The 19,962-nt window shown below is 60.3% G+C and carries 15 protein-coding genes and 1 pseudogene; 6 read left to right on the top strand and 10 right to left on the bottom strand.

Annotated elements, in window-relative coordinates; translation table 11 throughout:
* Positions 1 to 156 precede the first annotated feature (156 nt).
* Positions 157 to 2,247: an excinuclease ABC subunit UvrB gene (gene uvrB / locus ABH945_RS09110; protein ID WP_074763574.1), complete on the bottom strand. Its 2,091-nt coding sequence runs from the start codon at positions 2,245 to 2,247 to the stop codon at positions 157 to 159.
* Between the two features lie 472 nt (positions 2,248 to 2,719).
* Here uvrB and ABH945_RS09115 point away from each other — a divergent pair, with 472 nt between their 5' ends.
* Positions 2,720 to 3,919, top strand: a complete 1,200-nt coding sequence (locus tag ABH945_RS09115) for an amino acid aminotransferase (RefSeq protein WP_074766330.1) — start codon at positions 2,720 to 2,722, stop codon at positions 3,917 to 3,919.
* A gap of 133 nt (positions 3,920 to 4,052) precedes the next feature.
* On the opposite strand, the gene ABH945_RS09120 is transcribed toward ABH945_RS09115, so the two are convergent.
* Positions 4,053 to 5,291 carry a DUF3734 domain-containing protein gene (locus ABH945_RS09120; protein ID WP_429250339.1) on the bottom strand — a complete coding sequence of 413 codons (1,239 nt, stop codon included), beginning with the start codon at positions 5,289 to 5,291 and terminating at the stop codon, positions 4,053 to 4,055.
* Positions 5,292 to 5,301: 10 nt separating this feature from the next.
* The gene (locus ABH945_RS09125) at positions 5,302 to 6,099 is read right to left on the bottom strand and encodes a 3-hydroxybutyrate dehydrogenase (RefSeq protein WP_074763572.1); all 798 of its coding nucleotides are present in this window, start codon (positions 6,097 to 6,099) and stop codon (positions 5,302 to 5,304) included.
* Positions 6,100 to 6,322: 223 nt separating this feature from the next.
* Between ABH945_RS09125 and ABH945_RS09130 the strand changes: the two genes are divergently transcribed.
* Positions 6,323 to 7,294 (top strand): potassium channel beta subunit family protein, encoded by a 972-nt coding sequence (locus ABH945_RS09130; RefSeq protein WP_429250340.1) that lies wholly within the window; start codon positions 6,323 to 6,325, stop codon positions 7,292 to 7,294.
* 255 nt (positions 7,295 to 7,549) lie between these two features.
* Positions 7,550 to 8,395: a 23S rRNA (adenine(2030)-N(6))-methyltransferase RlmJ gene (locus tag ABH945_RS09135; protein WP_429250341.1), complete on the top strand. Its 846-nt coding sequence runs from the start codon at positions 7,550 to 7,552 to the stop codon at positions 8,393 to 8,395.
* 85 nt (positions 8,396 to 8,480) lie between these two features.
* On the opposite strand, the gene ABH945_RS09140 is transcribed toward ABH945_RS09135, so the two are convergent.
* The 4 genes from ABH945_RS09140 to cueR form a co-directional block, all read right to left on the bottom strand.
* Positions 8,481 to 9,527 (bottom strand): ABC transporter substrate-binding protein, encoded by a 1,047-nt coding sequence (locus ABH945_RS09140; RefSeq protein ID WP_429250342.1) that lies wholly within the window; start codon positions 9,525 to 9,527, stop codon positions 8,481 to 8,483.
* A gap of 261 nt (positions 9,528 to 9,788) precedes the next feature.
* Positions 9,789 to 10,133 (bottom strand): hypothetical protein, encoded by a 345-nt coding sequence (locus ABH945_RS09145; protein WP_074763568.1) that lies wholly within the window; start codon positions 10,131 to 10,133, stop codon positions 9,789 to 9,791.
* Positions 10,134 to 10,371: 238 nt separating this feature from the next.
* Positions 10,372 to 10,518, bottom strand: coding sequence for a DUF3563 family protein (locus ABH945_RS09150; protein ID WP_074763567.1), 147 nt, complete (start codon positions 10,516 to 10,518; stop codon positions 10,372 to 10,374).
* A gap of 310 nt (positions 10,519 to 10,828) precedes the next feature.
* Entirely contained in the window at positions 10,829 to 11,260 is a 432-nt protein-coding gene (gene cueR, locus ABH945_RS09155) for a Cu(I)-responsive transcriptional regulator (protein WP_429250343.1), read from the bottom strand.
* A gap of 123 nt (positions 11,261 to 11,383) precedes the next feature.
* Between cueR and ABH945_RS09160 the strand changes: the two genes are divergently transcribed.
* Together ABH945_RS09160 and ABH945_RS09165 are read left to right on the top strand one after the other, a co-directional pair.
* Complete coding sequence (locus ABH945_RS09160) at positions 11,384 to 11,614, top strand: heavy-metal-associated domain-containing protein (RefSeq protein WP_429250344.1); 231 nt, start codon at positions 11,384 to 11,386, stop codon at positions 11,612 to 11,614.
* A gap of 34 nt (positions 11,615 to 11,648) precedes the next feature.
* Positions 11,649 to 12,590: a dTDP-4-dehydrorhamnose reductase family protein gene (locus tag ABH945_RS09165; RefSeq protein ID WP_429250345.1), complete on the top strand. Its 942-nt coding sequence runs from the start codon at positions 11,649 to 11,651 to the stop codon at positions 12,588 to 12,590.
* A 16-nt stretch (positions 12,591 to 12,606) separates the two neighbouring features.
* Here ABH945_RS09165 and ABH945_RS09170 read toward each other — a convergent pair whose 3' ends face one another.
* The 3 genes from ABH945_RS09170 to imuA are packed head-to-tail and all read right to left on the bottom strand — an operon-like array spanning position 12,607 to position 18,864.
* Positions 12,607 to 16,257 carry an error-prone DNA polymerase gene (locus ABH945_RS09170; RefSeq protein WP_429250346.1) on the bottom strand — a complete coding sequence of 1,217 codons (3,651 nt, stop codon included), beginning with the start codon at positions 16,255 to 16,257 and terminating at the stop codon, positions 12,607 to 12,609.
* A 5-nt stretch (positions 16,258 to 16,262) separates the two neighbouring features.
* Positions 16,263 to 18,125: a Y-family DNA polymerase gene (locus ABH945_RS09175; protein WP_429250388.1), complete on the bottom strand. Its 1,863-nt coding sequence runs from the start codon at positions 18,123 to 18,125 to the stop codon at positions 16,263 to 16,265.
* Entirely contained in the window at positions 18,025 to 18,864 is an 840-nt protein-coding gene (imuA, locus tag ABH945_RS09180) for a translesion DNA synthesis-associated protein ImuA (protein WP_429250347.1), read from the bottom strand. Before imuA ends, ABH945_RS09175 begins: the two co-directional genes overlap by 101 nt.
* Before the next feature lie 527 nt (positions 18,865 to 19,391).
* Here imuA and ABH945_RS09185 point away from each other — a divergent pair.
* Positions 19,392 to 19,688, top strand: a pseudogene (locus ABH945_RS09185) (hypothetical protein); the annotation flags it as partial.
* Between the last annotated feature and the right edge of the window lie 274 nt (positions 19,689 to 19,962).

Genomic DNA, 19,962 nt, shown 5'->3' on the forward strand with positions numbered 1-19,962 from the left:
GCCTTGTCGCAAAAGGGTCTTAAGGTTGTTTTAAGGAAGCGCGTGTGGAACGGCTTGCTGGTGCCGGCCGATGCGGCCACGCTGGGTACCAGCTGGAATTGACAAGGGCGCGGCAGATCGCCACGCCCTTGGGAGAAGGAAATATCAGATGGTGTGTCAGACGCCGGAAACGTGATCGCCGACATTCGCGCCAAACACGCGCTGGCGCAGCAACGCCAACTGGTCGCGAGTCTGGGCTGCTTTTTCGAATTCCAGATTCTTGGCGTGCTCCATCATCTGCTTTTCGAGGCGCTTCAGTTCCTTCGCGAGTTGCTTCTCGGACATGTCCTCGAATTTCGCGCGGGTCTGCTGCTCCTTGAGTTCGGCACGCGCGTCGTCGACGTTGTACACACCGTCGATAATGTCGCGAATCCGCTTGACCACCCCACGCGGCGTAATGCCGTTCGCAACATTGAACGCGATCTGTTTGGTGCGCCGCCGCTCGGTTTCGTCGATGGCCCGGCGCATCGAATCCGTGATCTTGTCGCCGTACAGAATCGCCTTGCCGTTCACGTTGCGCGCCGCCCGGCCGATGGTCTGGATCAGCGAGCGCTCGGCGCGCAGGAAGCCTTCCTTGTCCGCGTCGAGAATCGCGACCAGTGACACTTCCGGAATATCCAGCCCTTCACGCAGCAGGTTGATCCCGACCAGCACGTCGAACGTGCCCAGCCGCAGATCGCGGATGATCTCGACCCGCTCCACCGTGTCGATGTCACTATGCAGATAGCGCACCTTCACGCCGTGGTCGGCGAGAAATTCGGTTAGCTGCTCGGCCATGCGCTTGGTCAGCACGGTGACCAGCACGCGGTCGCCGACCTTGACGCGCTCGTTGATCTCGCCGAGCACGTCGTCGACCTGACTGCGCGCGGGGCGCACCTCGATTTCCGGGTCGACGAGACCGGTTGGCCGCACCAGCTGTTCGGCCACCTGCCCGGCGGTTTTCTTTTCGTAATCGGCGGGCGTGGCGGAGACGAACACGATCTGGCGCATCTTCCGCTCAAACTCGTTGAACTTCAGCGGCCGGTTGTCGAGCGCGGACGGCAGGCGGAAGCCGTAGTCGACAAGGTTCTCTTTACGCGCGCGGTCGCCGTTGTACATGCCGTTCAACTGGCCGATCAGCACGTGCGATTCATCGAGCATCATGATCGCGTCCGACGGCAGGTAGTCGACCAGCGTCGGCGGCGGCTCGCCCGGAGCCGCGCCAGAAAAGTGCCGCGAATAGTTTTCGATGCCCTTGCAGAAGCCCAACTCCTGAAGCATTTCCAGATCGAAGCGCGTGCGCTGTTCGAGCCGCTGCGCTTCGACAAGTTTTCCGTCGCTATAAAAGAATTCGAGCCGCTCGCGCAGTTCGTTCTTGATCGTTTCGACCGCGCGCACCACGGTGTCGCGCGGCGTCACATAGTGCGACGACGGATAGACCGTGAAACGCGGAATCTTCTGCCGCACGCGGCCCGTAAGCGGATCGAACAGTTGCAGCGTCTCGACTTCGTCGTCGAACAACTCGACGCGCACCGCCATTTCGGCATGCTCGGCCGGAAAAATGTCGATCGTGTCGCCGCGCACGCGGAACGAGCCGCGCTGGAAGTCGGCTTCGTTGCGGTTGTATTGCATCGCGATCAGCCGCGCGATGATGTCGCGCTGGCCGAGCTTGTCGCCGGTGCGCAGCGTCAGAATCATCTGATGGTATTCGGACGGGTTGCCGATACCGTAAATCGCCGACACGGTCGCGACGATCACCACGTCGCGCCGCTCCATCAGGCTCTTGGTGGCCGACAGCCGCATCTGCTCGATATGCTCGTTGATCGACGAGTCCTTTTCGATGAACAGGTCGCGCTGCGGGACATATGCTTCCGGCTGGTAGTAGTCGTAGTACGACACGAAGTACTCGACCGCGTTGCGCGGAAAGAACTCGCGGAACTCCGAATAAAGCTGCGCGGCGAGCGTCTTGTTCGGCGCGAACACGATAGCCGGACGGCCGAGACGCGCGATCGTGTTGGCCATCGTGAAGGTCTTGCCCGAGCCGGTTACGCCGAGCAGCGTCTGGAACGCGAGACCGTCCTCGACGCCTTCGACGAGCGTGGCGATTGCCGTGGGCTGGTCGCCGGCGGGCGGGTACGGCTGGTACAACTGGAACGGCGAGCCTTCGAACGTCGCGAATTTGGATTCGTCGAGCGTGTCTTCGGCTTCAGTCAGATGTTGTTCGGACATGGGGACGGCGCGGGCCTTGGGCAAAGAATCATTCTAACGGGTTGCGGGAAACGCGGATTGGGCCAGAATTTGCAGCTTTCCTGACCTTTGCGCGGGGTGACTGCCGGCCGGCGCAAACCACACGCTCTGGCCCTTTGCATGAACAGTCCGTTTCTTTTGCTCACGGGTTCGCGGCGCTTGCATTCTGAACGTTATTTGCATGGCGGAACGCACGCGACGGCCTTCGCCGGGCATTTTCCACGCCGATCCGCTCAAGCCACATGACGCCAGAGTGCCTGTTTTTCAAGCAAATAATTCCCTTCTGCGAACCGAGTCGTCCGAAAAATGCGCGCGGATTCGTTACAATGCGAAGTTGCGCTCGCTCGCCGCCGTCCGTCACCTGACCTGCGTTTTGCGTCATACCCGTCAGGCTGGGCCGCTCGCGCTCGATGCCGCCTTCTTTGCCCTCTTCCCACTACTGCTGCCACCCATCATGTCTCTGTTCTCCGCCGTCGAACTTGCTCCCCGCGACCCGATTCTGGGCCTGAACGAAGCCTTCAACGCCGATGCACGTCCCACCAAGGTCAACTTGGGCGTTGGCGTGTACTTCAACGAAGAAGGCAAGATTCCGCTGCTGCGCGCTGTCCGCGATGCTGAAAAGGCTCGCGTCGAAGCTGCGCTGCCGCGCGGTTACCTGCCGATCGAAGGCATCGCCGCTTACGATGCAGCCGTGCAAACGCTGCTGCTCGGCAACGACTCGCCGCTGCTCGCAGCAGGCCGCGTCGTGACGGCACAGGCTCTGGGCGGCACGGGCGCGCTGAAGATCGGCGCAGACTTCCTGAAGCGTCTGAACCCGAATGGCAAGGTCGCAATCAGCGACCCGAGCTGGGAAAACCACCGCGCGCTGTTCGAAAGTGCAGGTTTCGAAGTCGTGTCGTACCCGTACTACGACGCGAAGACGCATGGCGTGAACTTCGAAGGCATGCTGGCCGCGCTGAACGGCTACGCGGCGGGCACGGTTGTCGTGCTGCACGCCTGCTGCCATAACCCGACTGGCGTCGACCTCTCCGTCGACCAATGGAAGCAGATCGTCGAAGTCGTGAAGGCGCGCAATCTGGTGCCGTTCCTCGACATCGCGTATCAGGGTTTCGGCGACAACATCGAATCGGACGCTGCAGCAGTTCGCCTGTTCGCTGCATCGGAACTGAACGTGTTCGTGTCGTCGTCGTTCTCGAAGTCGTTCTCGCTGTACGGCGAACGGATCGGCGCGCTGTCGATCATCACTGCGAGCAAGGAAGAATCGGCCCGCGTGCTGTCGCAACTGAAGCGCGTGATCCGCACGAACTACTCGAACCCGCCGACGCATGGCGGCTCGGTGGTCGCAGCGGTGCTGGCTTCGCCGGAACTGCGCGCGACGTGGGAAGCGGAACTGGGCGAAATGCGCGATCGTATCCGCGCAATGCGTAACGGCTTGGTCGAGCGCCTGAAGGCAAGCGGCGTGGATCGCGACTTCAGCTTCGTGAATGCACAACGCGGTATGTTCTCGTACTCGGGTCTGACGGCTCCGCAAGTGGATCGTCTGCGTGAAGAGTTCGGCATTTACGCGGTGGGCACGGGCCGTATCTGCGTGGCTGCGCTGAACACGCGCAACCTCGACGTGGTGGCTAACGCGATTGCCCACGTGCTGAAGTAATTGTTTGTTTGAGCGAGAGCGGGAGGTAGTTGCCTGCTCTGCTGAAAATGCCTGTAGAAACGGCGCCCTGTCTGACGAAAGGGCGCCGTTTTTCGTTAACTAAACTTCGCGGACGATTTTAGTTAGCCCGACTTCAACGCGAATCGCGATGAATGTCGTGCGTGACAAAACCTGCGTCGTTATCGGGCATGTCGAGCCAGTCAGGATGCGCAAGCGAGTGGCGAATATCCTCCAGCCCGCTTTGCCAATGTTCGCGCATGGTCGACAAGCCGAACTGGAAGTCCTTGTAGTGCCCCTCGTACTCCTTGTGCCGGTAGATGAGGTGAATCACGTTGTAGCGCTTCGAGCACGCGAGGTCTTCGGCCAGCTTGCACCAAGGATCTTCACGCCCTTCGGCGGGCACCCGCTCCAGCACCTCGCGCAGCACGTGCCTGAAACGTTGCGACCGCTGCAGCATATCGGTCACGAGGCGTGTACGGCTCGAATACTGGATGTCCTTCATGCGCCCCTGGACGTCGGTGATGTTGTCCGGCACCGGTCCGATCGCGCTCCACAAATCGACCTGAAATGCGAGCGTGTCGCGACGCGGCGTGGATTGAATCACCTCGTAGAGCGGCGTATTCGACATCAAACCGCCGTCCCAGTAATACTGGCCGTCGATCTCAACCGCCGCGAAGCCCGGCGGCAACGCGCCCGACGCCATGAAATGCTCGGGCCTCAGCGTCGTGTGCGTGTTGTCGAAGTACGCAAAGTTGCCCGTGCCGCAATTGACCGCGCCCACCGACACGCGCATTTCCTTCGAGTTGATCCGGTCGAAATCGCACAACGCTTCGAGCGTGGCCTTCAGCGGCGTGGTGTCGTAATAACTGGCCATTTGCGGCGGCCCGGACACCGTGGGCAACGGCGGCGGGAAGCGCGGCACGAAAAAGCCCTTCTGCCCTTCGATGATCGCGCCCATTGCCTGGGTTGCCGTGAACGCTTTGCGCACGGCTTCGCTGGAGTTGAACAGCGCATGCTCGATGAAAGCCGGCAACGGCGGCCCGAACGCGGGCTGGCAGATCGTCTCCCAGAATTGCAGCAGCCGCTCGACGCGCTTTTCCGGTGGATTACCGGCAATGATCGCCGTATTCAATGCGCCGATCGAAATGCCCGCCAGCCAGTTCGGCTCGATGCCGGCCTCGTAAAGGCCCTGAAAGACGCCAGCCTGATAGGCGCCCAATGCGCCACCGCCTTGCAGCATCAGCGCGACGGTTTCGTAGTTGGGCAAATGAAGGTGCCGCCCCGGGCGTGAGGCGGTGGCCGGTCCTGCGCCCTCGCCCTCCCCGTCGCCGGGCGCGCCCACGCGCGCCCGCTTGAGATTGCGTTGCGCCATGGGTGCCCCCTTATTGCATGTACCAGCCGTGGCTCACAATAAAGGACTGGCCGGTCAGCGCCGCCGTCGGGAAGGTGGACAGGAACAGCACCGTCTGCGCGACGTCTTCCACCGTGGTGAAAATGCCGTCGACCGTGCCGCCCAGCATCACGCGCTTGATCACGTCTTCTTCGCTGATGCCGAGTTCTTTAGCCTGCTCGGGGATCTGCTTGTCGACGAGCGGCGTGCGCACGAAACCCGGACACACCACATGCGAGCGCACGTTGTGCTTCGCGCCTTCTTTCGCCAGCACGCGCGACAGGCCGAGCAACGCGTGTTTCGCCGTCACGTACGCGGACTTCAGCGGCGACGCTTCATGCGAATGGACCGAACCCATGTAGATCACGATGCCGCCGCGATCGTCCTTGTACATATGCTTGAGCGCGGCTTTCGTGGTCAGGAACGCGCCGTCCACGTGAATGGCCTGCATTTTCTTCCAGTCGGAAAACGAATAGTTTTCGATCGGATTGACGATCTGGATGCCGGCGTTGGAAATGAGAATGTCGACCGAGCCGAGTTCGGCCACGACTTTGTCGATGCCCTGATTGACGGCATCTTCGTTCGTCACGTCCATGGCCACACCGATTGCCTTACCGCCGCCTTTCGTGATTTCCTCGGCAACAGCGTTCGCGCCGTCCTGGTTCAGGTCGGCGATGGCGACCGCTGCGCCGGCTGCGGAAAGAGTCAGCGCGATCTGCTTGCCGATGCCGCTTGCCGCGCCGGTGACCACGGCGACCTTGCCATTCAGATTCGTGTTCGTAGACGACATTCAGAACCTCCATGCAGTTGATAAGCAATGAGACCACGGAACCGCAAGCGGCGTGAAGTCAGCCAGACGGCATAGGCCATCCGCCGAATGCTGCATTGCGGCCAAGGCTGCTATTGTGCATGAACCCTGTGAACTCCAGAGGTAAAACGCACATCGCGCGATATCTCATTAAACTGGACGTTTTCGGTGAAATTCCGGTGACATCAACAACAAGGAGGCATGCATGAATTATCGACGTCTGGGCCGCTCCGGCCTGCAAGTCAGCGAACTGTCCATCGGCTCGTGGGTCACCTACGGCAGCCAGGTGGACACTCACGCGGCGCGTGAATCGCTCGCCGCCGCGCGCGACGCCGGCGTCAATTTCTTCGACAACGCCGAGGCCTACGCAGGCGGCAAATCCGAAGAAATCATGGGTCAGGCTCTGAAGGAACTGGCGTGGCCGCGCGTGAGCTATGTGGTGTCGACGAAATTCTTCTGGGGTCTCAATGAAGCGCCGAACCAGTACCACACGCTGAACCGCAAATACCTGCTGAACGCAATCGACGCTTCGCTCAAACGGCTGCAACTCGATTACGTCGACCTGGCGTTCTGCCATCGTCCCGATCCGAATACGCCGATCGAAGAAACGGTCTGGGCGATGAGCGACATGATCACGCGCGGCAAGGCGCTGTACTGGGGCACCTCCGAATGGAGCGCCGACGAGATCCGCGCCGCGTATGAGATCGCCGAGCGGCATCATCTGCACAAGCCGGTGATGGAACAGCCGCAATACAACCTGTTCAATCGCAAGCGCGTCGAGGAAGAGTACAAACGGCTTTATGAGGACCTCGGCCTCGGGCTGACCACGTGGAGTCCGCTGGCGTCCGGCCTGCTCACCGGCAAATATCGCAACGGCGTGCCCGCTGACAGCCGCGCGCAGTTGCAGGGCTACGACTGGCTGCGCAACATGGTCACTGATGCGGGCAGGAACAACACGGTCGGCAGGCTCGGCGAAGTGGCGGACGAATTGGGCTGCACGATCGGCCAACTGGCAATCGGCTGGATCCTGAAGAACCCGAACGTCAGCACGGTGATTACCGGCGCGTCGCGAGTCGAACAGATCGGCGAGAACATGAAGTCGATCGAGGTCGCGCAACGCATTACGCCGGAGATCAAGAAGCGGATCGAAGACATCATCGGCGACGCGTACGACTGATCCATACGACTGACCGGATTTGCGTCGGAGCGCGTAGCATGGTTCGACGCGGCAACGCCGTGGAGTGACGCGAAACGGAGGTGGCGGCCCGCAAGGCGCACCTTCCGGCGGAACTTCCCGCAAAGCGCAACGCGGCGTCGCGTACAATACGCGACCGCGCTGCGCATCGGCGATGTTTGTCCGTCGCGCGGCCGTCCTGCACCGCACCGCCGCATCCGTCCGGACCGGCATGCTCTCTTTCAGCGTCTCCTCATCATGCTCAGCTACCGCCACGCCTTTCATGCAGGCAATCACGCCGACGTTCTGAAACACGCCGTCGTGTTGCAGCTCTTGCGCTACCTCGGCCAGAAGGACAAAGCCTACTGGTATATCGACACGCATGCGGGCGCCGGCGTTTATTCGCTGAGGGAAGGCTTCGCGATCAAGACCGGCGAGTTCCAGACCGGCATTGCCAAACTGTGGGAACGCAACGATCTGCCGCCGATCTTCGCCGATTACATCGAAGAAGTCAGCGCGTTGAATCCCGACGGCCAGTTGCGCTTTTACCCGGGCTCGCCGTACATCGCGTGGCGGCAACTGCGCGAACAGGACCGCATGCGTCTGTTCGAGCTGCACACCACCGAAATCGACGTATTGCGCCACAATTTCCGCGACGCGGGCCGTCGCGCCATGCTGTTCGCGGGCGACGGCTTCGACGGCATTATCAAGTTGCTGCCGCCGGCGCCGCGCCGCGCGCTGGTGCTGCTCGATCCGTCCTATGAAGACAAGCGCGATTACATGCGCACGTTTCGCTGTGTCGAAGAAAGTCTGAAGCGCTTTCCGACCGGCACTTATGCAGTCTGGTATCCGCAGGTGCGACGCCCGGAATCGCAACGTTTTCCTGAGCAGTTGAAGAAACTGCAGGCGCGTAACTGGCTGCACGTGAGCCTGACCGTGAGCAACCCGCCGGCAGACGGCTTCGGGCTGTTCGGCAGCGGCATGTTCATTCTGAACCCGCCTTATACGCTCGCCAAAGAGCTGAAGGAACAAATGCCCTGGCTCGTAAAAGCGCTCGGCGAAGACAAGGCTGCGGAATTCAAGGTCGAATATCGCGGCGATTGAGGTTCAGTCGTAAGTTGAAGGATGCGGCTTCGAACGCCCGGCCGCCGTCGCGCAGACGGCGCGCTGGAGCATACGCCGCCATCCTCTACTTGAATTGCGCCGCGGCCTTCTGGGCAAAGTCGTTCGTATAAGTCGCGTTCAGATCGATTTTCTTCGGATCGAGCGTGCTATCAAACGACGACAGCGCCCGCAATGAAGTCGCCGGGCCGTCCGCCGGCATCAAGCCATCCGGCGAATAGGCGTCACGTACATTGTGAAAAGCCTCGACATAAAGCGCCGAGTCGTTGAGCAGATAAGCCGGCGGCACCATCTTCAGCAGATCGGCGTCGCTTGCGGTCTGCAGCCAGCGGTTGGCGTGCACGATCGCGTTGGCTAACGCCTGCGTCGTCTTCGGATTCTTCTGAATGAACTGTTCCGACGCGTAGAGCGTCGCCGCGGGCATTGTCCCGCCGAATACCTCCTGCGTTCCCTTCACGGTTCGCGTATCGATCAGCACCCTGATTGCGCCACTGCGCGTGAGTTTGGTCATCATCGGATCGACGTTGGAAAGCGCGTCGATCCGCCCGCCGCTGACCGCCGCCAGCACCGTGGCGCCGCTGCCCACGCCGATCGCCGAAATTTCGTTGCGCTGCACGCCGGCTTTGCGCAAAGCCACGGTGAGAACGAGATCCGTCGACGAACCCGGCGCGCTCACGCCCACTTTCGCGCCCTTGAAGTCCGCCAGCGTCTTGAGTTGATCGGCCTTCGATTTCAGCACCGCGACCACGATCTGCGGTGCGCGGCCCATCAGCACGAATGCGCGGTAATGCTGTCCTTTTTCCTGCATGAACAAGGTGTGCTCGAACGCGCCGGCGCCTACGTCCGCGCTGCCGCCCACCACCGCCTCCAGCGCCTTTGATCCCCCCGCGAAATCTTCGAGCGTGACGTCGAGGCCCTCCTCCTTGAAGTAGCCCAACTGCTGCGCAGCCAGCACCGGCAAATAGTAAAGACCCGGCAAGCCGCCCACGGCCAACGTTATCGCCGGCGTTTCCGGTACGTCCTTGGCGCGCGTGGCACCGGGTAGCGCGATGGCGACAAGTGCGAGCAGCGTCACGCAGGCGCGGGTAGCACGCCGCATCCCGAAAAGGGGCATCTGATATCTCCTTGTTCCTTTTTATTCGATGCGGCGGCACTGCACGATCGTCGTGGCGCGGAATGGCCATCGACAAGCCGCGCCACGATTGTCGTCGGACGGTTTCGGCCGGGCCATTCGCCCAAACCCCAATGGCGTATGTCGAGCCACTTCACGCGTAATCACGCGGGCGCGCAGCAACCGGGCGCCCGCCGTGTCATCGATGTTTTTAATAAAAGGAACGGGGGAAAAATCGGCGGAGAGAATACTCGCCGCAGACTGTTACTGCGTGCGAGGTAGCGGACGCGGCTGGGGCCGTGGCGTCGAGCCGCCGCCAACCGGCACCTGGATATACGGCGCGACAACTACCGGTGTCGACGACTCAGGGGGCGCCAGTTCGGCGGGTGCAGCGATGGGCTGCGCGCCGACAATCGGCTGCCGCGAGAGCGGCCCGGTTTGCAGCATCGTGCCGCCCTGACCGTCGTAAATTCCGCCCTGCGAATCGAGGATGACCGGCGCGCGCGTGCTATCCGACGCAGCGTACGCAGTGGACGCGACCAGAACCGTCGCCAGCGAAGCAGCGGAGGCCACGGCCAGAAAGGATTTAAGCGGACGGACAGGAGGCATAGGCGGATCGGTTTGGTTTGAAAATGCCGAATCGCGCGGACAACGGCGCGGCGAACATTTACCTTACCTCGACGTGAGCCAGGAGGCTAGTCGATATTCGCCACAACTAGCCGTCGGACGCCCAATTCAGTTTCCGAGGTCCAGATGTGACAAAGCCCCGCATTTGACGGGGCTTGACGCTTTTACTGCAGTGGCCGCGCAACATGCGCCGCCGGGTCAAACGTGATGCGGGCGAAACTTACAGCGAGTAGCCGTTGGTTTCCAGCGAGCGGATACGTTGTTCGAGCTGGACGATGTCCGACGACGAGGCCAGGTAGGCTTCACGGCGGTTACGCTCTGCAGTTTCAAACCAGGTGCTCAGCTTTTCAAGAATGTACGCAAACATGATGTTCTCCAAGGATCAGATTGAATCCCCGGTGAAGTTGGACATCAGGGATTTCCCGTAAAAGGGTTAACCCGGATTATAGCGTGATGGTGCAACCTTGCTAGTGAAATGCCCGCATGACGTGCATTCCGTTTTGGAATGGTGCACGCGTGTGGTGCGTGTAAGTTGTTGATTTAGCGCGATTCAGAATGCATTTTCAACGAAAATTGGTACTTCCCCAAATTTTTAAGCACAATATTGGTGCAAACAAGGGAGGGTTGCGACAAATAACATCCAAGGGTTGCACCTGCGTCCTTGTCAGCTACCAACGTTATCGATCATCGCACCCTGATTTCTCCAAATTGGTATCTGAATCCGCATCGGCAAGACGTTCGATAATCGGGCAGTCTGGGCGGTCATCCCCGTGACAATGGTTTGCCAGATGGGCCAGCGTGTCGCGCATGTCCGTCAATTCGGCGATACGACGATCCAGTTCTGCCACATGTTCCAGCGCGATTCCCTTGACTTCGGCACTTGCGCGCGACCGGTCGTGCCACAGCGCCAGAAGACGTCGAATATCTTCGACCAGGAAACCCAGCCGACGGGCCTGCCGGATAAACCGCAGCGAATGCACCTCTTGGGGCCCGTATACGCGATAGCCCGCGCTCGTCCTCGCCTTTGCCGCCAGCAAACCCACGCTTTCGTAATAGCGGATCATCTTCGCCGTGACACCCGACATGCGCGCCGCTTCACCGATATTCATGACTTTTCCTCAGAGTATGAATCGATCGTACACCTTCCCATGATGGGAAGGTCACGTACTCAAATACGGTTCGGCAGGCATAATTCAACTATCGCCATCTTGATTTCTCCCGAGACCAATCCAATGACCATCGAATTCCAGGTAGAAGGCATGAGCTGCCAGCATTGCGTCGCAGCCGTCACGAACGCCATTCGCGAACACGACGACACCGCCCAGGTTCAGGTGGATCTCGCGTCGGGGCGCGTGGTGGTCGATTCCACACAATCGGTCGACGCGCTGAAAGCCGCGATCGACGAAGCCGGCTACACCGTCAAGGCCGTTGCGACCGGAGTCGCAGGCGACGCCGCCCATTAAGCGAAACTAAACGAAACAAGGCGAGCCCCAGATCATGTTCACGGTTGCCGTTATTGGCGCATCGGGCTTGCTCGGTCGCGCACTCGTCGACGAACTCGCACAGCAATCCGGCTGGCAAGTCGTTGCCACGGCGTTCAGCCGGCCAGGTCCGAATACGGTTGCGCTGGATATTCGCGACGCGCAGGCGGTCGAGCGGTTTGTCGAAACCGAAGCGCCTGACGCGCTGGTGATCGCTGCGGCAGAGCGTCGTCCGGACGTGTGCGAGCATGATCCGGCGCTTGCTCGCGCATTGAATGTCGACGCGGTGCGGACCCTCGCCGCAGCGGCCAACCGGCGCGGCGCGTGGACACTCTCCATTTCCACCGACTACGTGTTCGACGGCACCCACCCGCCCTACCAGCATGATTCCACGCCCGCGCCGCTCAACGCTTACGGACACAGCAAGCTCGAAGGCGAACGTGCGCTAATCGAGACAACCAGCCTCGGCTGTGTGCTGCGGTTGCCGCTGCTATACGGACCTGTCGTCAGTTGGGCGGAATCGGCTGTTACCAGTCTCGTGCCGGCGATTGCCGCCTCGGCTTCCACGAACGGCGCTAACGACACCAGCGGCAAGCCCGCCGTGATGGACGCATGGGCGATCCGCTATCCCACCTTCACGCCCGACGTCGCCTTTGTGATCCGGCAAATGCTTGAACGGCATTCGCGCGGCGAAACGATCCGCGGCATGGTCCAATGGTCGGGCGACGAACCGATGACCAAGTACGAAATCGCCATACGTCTTGCCGACGCGTTGCAACTCGATGCGCGCCTGACGCCACAACGCACGCCGACCGATACGACGCCCCGCCCGCACAACTGCCATCTCGCTTCGAGCCAGCTCGAGGCACTCGGGATCGGCCGCCGCACACCATTCGATACGGCGATCCGGCAGGTATTGGCTGCGCATCCATGGCGAGGCGAAACGCCGTCGACCTGAGGCCGGCGAACCGGCATCAATGAAAATCGCGGCTCGTGGTCGCCAGTTCGCCGAGCCAGTCGCTGAGGTCTTCGAGACGATGGGCGACAAGGTGAACCACCTCGCCCTGGTGTTTCTGCTTTTTCTTCCGGCTGCCGTTGTCTTCCTTATCGGCATTGCCGCCACCGGTGAGCACGCCGTCGTCTCGTTGCAAAACGCCGTAAACCGCCAGCAACGATGCGCCCAACAGCGCCTTGCGCTGCTTTTCCACTAGCGACGGCCAGACGATCACATTGACCGAACCGGTTTCGTCTTCGAGCGATACGAACACGGTGCCGTTCGCCGTGCCCGGCCGCTGCCGCACGGTGACGATGCCGCACGCGCGCACCAGCGTGCCGTGCCGGCTCGCAGCAAGCTGGGCCGCCGTACGAAAGCGCTGTTGCGCAAGACGCGCCCGCAACAGTGCTAGCGGATGACGATTGAGAGTGAGCCCGATGCTCGCGTAGTCGTCGACGATCTCGCGGCCTTCGGCCGCCTGCGGCAACGCCAGCGGCGCTTCGGCGATCGGCGCGTCACGCAGCAGCTTCGGCACGATATGTTGCGCAGTCACCGCCCACCAGGCTTCCCGTCGATGCCCGGCAATACTGACCAGCGCATTCGCCGCGGCAAGCGCTTCGAGATCGCGTCGCGCCAGAGACGCACGACGCGCCAGATCGTCGACATTGGAAAACGGCGCGTCTTTGCGGGCCGCCATGATGCGCTCGGCAGCGTCTTGCGCGAGCCCCTTGATCAGTTGCAAACCGAGGCGCACAGCGGGACCGCGCAAACCATACGTGTTTGACGGCCGATACACACGTGCGGCAAGTCGCTTTGCCGCCCACCGGATCGTCCGGCTCACCGACAATCGTCGCAAAGAAAGATCGCGCAATTGCTGCGCCGACAGCACCGCCTGCTGACGACGCAACAAGGTTTGCGCTGCTGAAATCCGCTGCCCCTCAGATTCGCGCTGTTCGAAACACGACTCCCAATCGCTTTGCGTCACATCGGGCGGCAATACCTTGACGCCGTGACGCTTCGCATCCTGAACCAGTTGCGACGGCGAATAGAACCCCAACGGCTGACTGTTCAGCAACCCCGCGAGAAAAGCGGCCGGCTCATAGCGCTTCAACCATGCGCTGAGATAAACCAGCAACGCGAAGCTCGCCGCATGACTTTCAGGAAACCCATACTCGCCGAAGCCCTCGATCTGATTGCAGATACGCTCGATAAACTCCTGCTCGTAACCGCGCGCGAGCATGCGGTCGCTCAAATCCTTCTGATATTTCGCGAGGTTGCCACTGCGCCGCCACGCGGCCATGGCACGTCGCAACTGATCGGCCTGTTCACCGGTATATTTCGCCGCGACCATCGCCAGATGCATGACCTGCTCCTGGAAAATCGGCACACCAAGAGTACGTTCGAGCACGGGCCGCAATTCGTCTTTCGCGTAGTCGACCGGCTCAAGACCCTGCTTGCGACGCAAATAGGGATGCACCATGCCGCCCTGAATCGGCCCCGGCCGCACGATCGCCACCTCGATCACCAGGTCGTAATACTCCTTCGGTTTCAGACGCGGCAGCATGCTTTGCTGTGCGCGCGATTCGATCTGGAACACGCCGATCGTGTCGGCATGGCCGCACATCTCGTAGACGCCACGATCCTCGCGCGGAATGTCCTGCATCCTGAACGCCGGAAAGCCGCGTCTTAATGCGACAAATTCCAGCCCGCGCCGGATCGCCGACAACATGCCGAGAGCGAGCACGTCGACTTTCAGCAGCTTGAGTGCGTCGATATCGTCCTTATCCCACTCGATCACGCTGCGGTCTTTCATCGTCGCGTTCTCGATCGGCACAAGCCGCGACAGCTTGTCTTTCGCGATCACAAAACCGCCGACGTGTTGCGACAGATGACGCGGAAAAGTGCGCAACTCGTTCGTGAGACGAATCAGATACTGCGTGATGTGGGAGTTGGCGTCGAAGCCCGCTTCGGTCAGATATTTGGCGACCGCGTCCGGCCCGTCCCACCACTGCTGCGACTTGCTGATCCGCTCGATCAGCGACGCCTCCAGACCCAGCGCCTTGCCGACGTCTTTCAACGCACTGCGCGTGTGATATGTAATCAGCGATGCCGTCAACGCCGCCCGATGGCGACCGTACTTCGTATAAATATATTGGATGACCTCTTCGCGACGCTGATGCTCGAAGTCGACGTCGATATCGGGCGGCTCATTGCGCGCGCGCGAGATAAATCGCTCGATCAGCATGTTCATACTGATCGGATCGATTTCCGTGACGTGCAGGCAATAACAGACAATCGAATTCGCCGCCGACCCTCGCCCCTGGCACAGAATGTTTCTGGAGCGAGCGAAACTCACGATATCGTGCACCGTCAGAAAATACTTTTCGTATTTCAGATCGGCGATCAGGCTCAACTCCTTTTCGATCTGGCCGATTCGTTTCAGGTCCATGCCTTGCGGCCAACGTTCCATGGCACCGGCCATGACCAGCTTGCGCAAATAACTCGACGGCGACTCGCTGGCAGGCACCAGTTCTTCGGGATACTCATACGCAAGTTCCGTAAGCGAGAAGCGGCACAGCGCGGCGACGCGCAACGTTTCTTCGAGCGTGTCCCGTGGATACAGCTTGCCGAGCCGGACCCGAGTGCGCATGTGCCGCTCCGCGTTCGGTTCGAGTGCATGGCCGCATTCAGACAGCGGCGTGACGCGGCCGATGGCGGTCATCGTGTCCTGTAAGGGCTTGCGCGATCGCGTGTGCATGAGCACGCCACCCGCGGCGACCAGGGGCAATCCGCTCGCTTGCGAAATCATCCGCAACGCGTCGATCTGAAGATCGTCGCTGCCGGTTTGCCATAGTTCAAGCGCGATCCACGCACGCCCTGCCGCGAACGATGCGAGCCAGTGCGCGCAATACAACGTATGCGAGAGCGTTGCCGTACGCTGCGGCACGAGGAGCAACACGCAATCGGGCAACGTTTTCAGATGCGCCAGATGTGGGAGTGCATCGGTGAAGTCCGATGGGCCGAGACGATAGCTGCCCTTCTCCGCGCGCGATCGCGCCAGCGTAATTAGCTCGGAGAGGTTGCCATATCCATTGCGGTTGATGGCTAACGCGACCAGCGTGCAGAACGGTTCGCCGTTTTCATCGGTCAGGTTGAGCTCGCTGCCGATGATGAGGTGGGGGATGGGCTTTTGCGGTTCGGGTTGGGGTTCGGCTTGTGCCTCTGAGGTTTCTGGTTGCGCTTCAGGAGTTCTTGCTTCGTTTCTTGCCGGAGGTTTTCGCGTCTCTTCGTGCGGAACTGCTGCTTCTTTTACGTCTTCAGCGGAGATTGGTGCTTCTGTACTTTCTGTGGCTTCGGCTGCCTTCTCCTTCTCACGCTCTTTCCGTTGACGCTCCCGCTCCTCGCCTATTTCTTTCAGCCTCACATGAGCCCGCACGACACCCGCCAACGAGCATTCGTCAGTGATCGCGAGCGCGCTGTAGCCGCGCGACATGGCCTGCTCAACCAACTCATGCGGATGCGACGCGCCGCGCAGGAATGTGAAATTAGTCAGGCAATGCAGCTCGGCATACGGCGGCAAGTGCGCCGTGGACGACTGTCGAGCAAGCTGCGATGACTGGAAAATTTTCATCACACTCAACCGAACAGGCCTTGCAAATACCATTCGCCCTTCTCGGTACGCTCCCGATACACCCAGAACATGTGGCCGCGATCGTCGGCGGCAACGTAATAATCCCGCTCGACAATATCGCCGTCCCACCACCCCGCTTCAATCCGCTCGGTACGGGTCAGCATTTTCAACGGACGACGATAGACCGGGCGCTGGTCGCGCATCATGAGGCGCAATGGTTTGTCGAGCATCCAGAGTGGGCGCGGCTGGCTGGGTAGAGGGGTGTCGGGCAATGCCAGACTGTGTTGAGGGTTGGCTGGGTGAGGGAGTATGGGGGCTTGGTTGGTCGCGTTGGTCGCGTTGGTTGCGTTGGTTGCGTTGGTTGCGTTGGTTGCGTTGGTTGCGTTGGTTGCGTTGGTTGCGTTGGTTGCGTTGAGCTCAACAATGTTCTCAGCCATAGTGCCCGAATCTACCGCGGCTGCTCTCGCCATCACCTCGCCCTTCGTACGCGCGCCTTCTTCGGCATTCTTCAACTCGTCGATCAGCCAGGTCTTATCTTCCCGAACCTTCGTCCGCCCCTTCGCCGACGAACGCCTCTTGCGCGAAAACGCCTTCGCCTGATAAGCCTCGACGCTCATTGCCCGTTCAGGGCGATGATCGTCCTGCACCGACATCTGCAACACATTTTCAGGCCCCAATCGCGCGCTCAATCGTTCGAGCAGGCGCGCAATCGAATCGCCGTCCGATTCGGGCATCGGAAACAACGTATCGGATTTCCCTGCATATTCGACAATTTGATCTGCAACCAGCTTCAACTCGATGACCGGCGCAGCCAGAACCGTTTGATTCAACTTTTCCCGCAATAGCCAGATCAGATGATCCGCGTCACGCGACGGGATCGCCCACGCGACGTTCAGACTGGATGTCTTCGGAGCATGACGTGATGCCAATTCATGCTCCATCAGCAAGGTATAACCACTGAGTGCCGCATGATGCGCACTCAGCCAGCCGGCCAGTTGCACGATCAGCCGACGCGCGGCGAACAGCAACGCGTCCGCGTTATCGACACGCGACGGCAATTCTAGTTGCGCATGAAACGATGCCGGCGCACGAAACGCTTCGCGCGGATCGGCACGAGTGCCGTACGCCTGTGCCAGCAGGTCCAGGATGCCGCTACCAAAACGCCGCACGACACCCGTCCTTGGCAATCGACGCAAATCGGCGAGCGTAATGCAGCCGACATGCGCGAATGCATCACGATGTGCCTGCGCTACCGGCAATAACGAAACCGATAACCCATCGAGAGCACGCTCGAGAGAACTCTCCTTGATCACATGCCAGCGATGTCGCTGCCGGCCAACGCGCGCCTGCGCCAATAACCACGCGCCCCAGGCAGTTGGTGCACAGGAGATGCGCGCCGTATAGCCGAACTCCGCCACTGTCGCAGACACTCGCAACAACAGCATGCGCAAGCCGCCAAACAATCTCAAACCGGAACCGACTTCCAGCAACAAGGTGTGAGCCTCGGCGAGCGACACTTTCGGCGTGTATGTCAACAGCGCGAGCGCGATCGCCTCGAATGCCTGAGTCTCACGGCCTATGTCGGCGGCTAGCAACTTCAATCCTGGTGCAAGCGCCAACGCTGAGGAACGCGAATGACCGGCCTGCACTCCTGCACACAATGCGTCGAAATCCGGCAGCAGAATGTGTGCGTGATCAGCCAGCGCATAACAATTCCCCGCGGCGGCGTCCTGGACATCCTGAGCTTTGCTTGCCTCGTCGCACAACTCATACCGCTTCGGCTTCGCGAGCGAACCATCCGGACGCGGAACGAGAGGCTTCACTGCTTCGAGCGACAAGAGTGGCAATGTGATTGCGATCCACAACATGTTTGACCTCGGAGTCCTGGCGGCTGCCGGCTCCGTTTTCCGGTAGCAAAACGCCTTGTAACGGCAAAACGAGACGCAGAGGTGCAGCGAGAGCGGGACCACGACGCTTGAAGATATCGATCGACAAAGCGATCTCCTGCAACCATTGGCGACGATTGATCGTCTGCGCATTAGCGGGCAAAAGTGGCTCGCAAATTATTCGCAAAGGCGCGGGTGAAGATTGCGTGGCGACCTCGGCAGGCCTGATCAAGAAGGCCAGCGCTGTCGATTCCTGAGCGGCCACTTGCAGACGCCGGACCTTGTCGGCGCGCACATTCGGCAGCCATACCAGAACCGCGCCGATGCCCTCCTGCTTCAATGCCTGAGTGGCGGCCCACAAAGCCTGATCCTCACCTGAGCGCACCCATAAGACCCGCTCGACATCGACACCCCAGGCTCTCAAAGCCGCAGCACATGGCTTATAGGGAGGTGCGACGAGCATGACATGCCGCCCGGCCTGCTTTGTCAGATGGCAAAGCGCATGAGCCAGCAGTCGCACCTCCCCCACCCCACAATGTTCGATCAATAACTCGGTCAGACTGCCAGCCGACCAGCCTTGCCCCGGCAACAGTTGATCTAACGCCGTATAGCCGCTAGAAATTACGCGAGACTCTGCCTCGGCAATCTCATTGCCCTGCCACACCTGACGCCGCAATTGCGACGACAGCGTAGCCGTCACAAGCTGAATCGCTGCCGCCATAGACACGCTCGTAGAAAGGGAATGCTCACCCTGCTCAAAAATCGAGCAAGATTGGGAGATGAGTTGGTACTGTATATTTATACAGTACTTTGCGGGAAATGTTAAGGACGAGTGGCGCAGCGAAGTGTCGCGATTCTTATTTTAATTTTGTCAGACAGTTTGATTTACGCGGCACTCCGAACCATACAGTAGTGAGTTAAATTTCCGCTTTGTGCGCACCTTCGTGAGCGCCCGATCATCTCGTCGTGAGCTGCGTTAAAGGTCTCGGAGCATCGTGTCCCTTTTAAATAGGGAACAGATGAACACTATCGAAGAAGAAGTGATGCTTGGCCGACGTCGGCATCCGCACGATAGCGCGGAATTCAAAAGCCTTGGTAGTGGCCGACCGCAGAAGACCGGTTGTATCGCTTGCCGCCATCGCGTTGAATCACAAGCTAAACGCGAGGCTGTCAGGACGCTGGGTGAGGAAGAACAAAGGTAGACGGCCAGTGCGGGCACGGGCACTTAAGTAACGTTGCGATGATTACGGCAGGTGGAAGACGTCGTTCCGGCAGAGCATCACTGAAATGGGATGTGCATCACATGCGAGACCGAAATTCTTTGATCTGCATGCAAATTACATGCATGCCTGGTTGCAGGGCTGGCTCTCCCGCCCTTCTCTTCCTTTCGCTGTGCTTTACGACATCGAGCACGAAGCGTGCGGTCCCCATGACCGGCAAAAAAACAGTGTGCGAGAGGCCTTACGAATGGATGGTTACGCAGCGCAAGCTAGTTGCTTTCGGAAAAGGTTCATCGAATGCGAAAGCGCTGAATTACAGCCTTAAGCATCGGGAAGCGCTAACGCGCTATTTAGCGCTGGCTCGGGATGCCGTGCATATCATGGTCGCTACCACCCGTGCTCCTCTGCCGTGGCAGGGTTCCCCTGCAGGGTGCCGGACCTGTATCATTCGATGCCCCCAGCCTGCTGAATCGGTGCTGGTAAACGCAGAAACCCCACCTTTGCGGGGTGGGGTTTCTGATGCTGCTGGGGAGCCTGACGATTACCTACTTTCACACGGGCAATCCGCACTATCATCGGCGTGGAGTCGTTTCACGGTC

Origin of the sequence: Paraburkholderia sp. GAS333 (assembly GCF_050435665.1) — a bacterium.
GTDB lineage: Bacteria > Pseudomonadota > Gammaproteobacteria > Burkholderiales > Burkholderiaceae > Paraburkholderia > Paraburkholderia fungorum_A.